Origin of the sequence: Pseudomonas defluvii (assembly GCF_001695625.1) — a bacterium.
GTDB classification, from domain to species: domain Bacteria; phylum Pseudomonadota; class Gammaproteobacteria; order Pseudomonadales; family Pseudomonadaceae; genus Aquipseudomonas; species Aquipseudomonas defluvii.
The window spans coordinates 1-2,458 of the sequence record NZ_MBPN01000237.1; the positions used below are offsets into that span (position 1 = coordinate 1).

The 2,458-nt window shown below is 60.5% G+C and carries 2 protein-coding genes; one reads left to right on the plus strand and one right to left on the minus strand.

Translation table 11 applies throughout. From position 1 onward, the window contains the following. The coding region (gene mobH / locus EKA13_RS26865) for a MobH family relaxase (protein ID WP_065762006.1) at positions 1 to 1,637 on the plus strand (1,637 nt) is incomplete at its 5' end. 10 nt (positions 1,638 to 1,647) lie between these two features. Here the strand turns inward: mobH and EKA13_RS26870 are convergent. Then, positions 1,648 to 2,458, minus strand: an 811-nt coding sequence (locus EKA13_RS26870; protein ID WP_218060861.1) for a DUF2130 domain-containing protein, incomplete at its 5' end; no start/stop codon positions are given.

Here is a 2,458-nt window from a genome sequence, read left to right on the forward strand (position 1 = left end):
TCCAGCAGTTCCCTGCATCGGAGGCCCATCACCATGCGTACCCCGGCGGCATGCTCGACCATGGCCTGGAGATCGTCGCCTACAGCCTGAAGCTACGGCAGTCCCATCTGCTACCTATCGGCGCCAACCCCGAAGACCAAGCGGCGCAGTCCGAGGCCTGGACCGCCGCCGTCGCCTACGCTGCGCTGCTGCATGACATCGGCAAGATCGCCGTCGATCTGCATGTCGAACTGGCCGACGGCAGCACTTGGCACCCTTGGCACGGCCCGTTGCAGCAGCCGTACCGCTTCCGCTACCGCGATGATCGCGAGTACCGCCTGCACAGCGCCGCGACGGGATTGCTCCACCACCAACTGCTCGATCGCCAAATCCTGGACTGGCTCAGCGGCTACCCCGCGCTCTGGGGACCGCTGCTTTATGTTCTTGCCGGCCAATACGAACACGCTGGGGTGCTTGGCGAACTCGTCGTGCAGGCCGATCGCGCTTCGGTCGCCCTGGAACTGGGCGGCGATCCTGCCCGCGCCATGGTCGCGCCCAAGCACGCACTGCAACGCAAGCTGCTGGACGGGTTGCGTTACCTGCTCAAGGAGGAGCTGAAGCTGAACCAACCCGAGGCCTCCGATGGCTGGCTCACCGAAGACGGCTTGTGGCTGGTGAGCAAGACGGTCTCGGACAAGCTGCGCGCACACCTGCTGTCCCAGGGCATCGACGGCATCCCTGCGAACAACACCGCCGTGTTCAACGTGCTGCAGGATCACGGCATGTTGAAGCCCACGCCGGACGGGAAGGCAGTCTGGCGCGCGACCGTGATCAGCACGACGGGCTGGTCCCATTCATTCACCTTGTTGCGACTGGCGCCGGCGCTGATCTGGGAATCCGGCGAGCGGCCAGCACCTTTTGCCGGTACGGTGGCGATCGACGCGACGCTCGCAGAAAACGACGCCAGTGCGCCAGCTACCCCGCCTGCGGTCGTGATGAAGCCCGCCCAGGAAGACCAGGGGCCCCGACCTTGGGAAGGCGGCAGCGCCGCTGCCTTGGCTCCGCCGCCCACGGCCCACCAGGCCTTGCCCGACGCGCTGGAGGACATGCTCACGATGGTTGGCATGGGTGATTCGAGCGGCACCCAGCAAGATGCGGAAGTCGTTTCGAGCATGACGCCTGCCACGCGCCCCGAGGCGTCCATGCCAGCGATGGTCACGGTTTCACCGACGTCTATGCCCACGGCTGCGACATCGCCCTCAACGGCGCGGCCCTCCGGCGAGCACTTCATGACATGGCTGCAACAGGGCATCGCATCACGCCGGCTTATCATCAACGATGCGAAGGCGCTCGTGCATACGGTGAGCGATACCGCTTACCTGGTCAGCCCAGGCGTCTTCCAGCGCTATGCGCAGGAGCACCCACAGGTAGGCGCATTCGCCAAGCAGGAGAACCAGCAAGATTGGCGGTGGGTGCAAAAACGCTTCGAGCGGCTGCAACTGCATCGCAAACAAGCTAGCGGACTGAATATTTGGACTTGCGAAGTCACCGGGCCGCGAAAATCGCGCAAGCTACACGGCTACCTGCTTCTTCAGCCGCAATCGGTATTCGGTGACGTGCCACCAAACAATCCCTACTTGGCCGTGCTTCCGACGTGAATGACCAGACTCATTCAGCATCAGAAGATCCGCCGTCCTTGAGTTCGGCGAACTTCGCAGCCATTGTTGGGTTACCCCGAGTCAACTTCTTGATCGTCACGTCCTGCGCCTTGTCGTTCGCAAGTCGAAGATTCCTGTCGGTGCCAAGCAGGGCCTCCTTCGTCTTCTGTAGGTGGTCGATCGACTTGTCAATTTCATCGATTGCTGTCTGAAATCGCCTGGAGGCGAGGTCGTAGTTTTTCGCGAATGCGGTCTTGAACGTATCCAGCTGGGTCTCGAAGTTCGTGATATCGATGTTTTGCGCCTTCACGAGCGCCAGTTCCAATTTGTACTTGAGCGAATTCATCGCCGCATTTCGCAGCAGCGTGATGATGGGAATGAAAAATTGCGGCCGAACAATGTACATCTTCGGGTGGCGGTGGGACATATCAATGATCCCAGTGTTATATAACTCACTGTCCGGTTCGAGTAGAGAAACTAGCACCGCATACTCACAGCCCTTCTCGGTGCGATCCTTGTCGAGCTCCTTCAGGAAGTCTTCGTTCTTCTTCTTGGTGGCAGTTTCGTCATTCTCGTTCTTCATCTCGAACATGATCGAGACGATCTCGGTGCCAGCTTCATCGGAGTCGCGAAAGATGTAGTCTCCCTTGCTGCCGCTGCGCGCATCGTTGTCCTTCTCGAAATACGCCCTCGGAAATGCGGTGGCGCGAATTCGATTGAACTCGGTCTCGCAATGTTGCTCAAGGGGTCGCCTCAGAAAACGGAAAATAAAGCACGCTAAGCCGGTTGCAGCGGTCGTAGCGGCCTGAACTTGCCCGCGC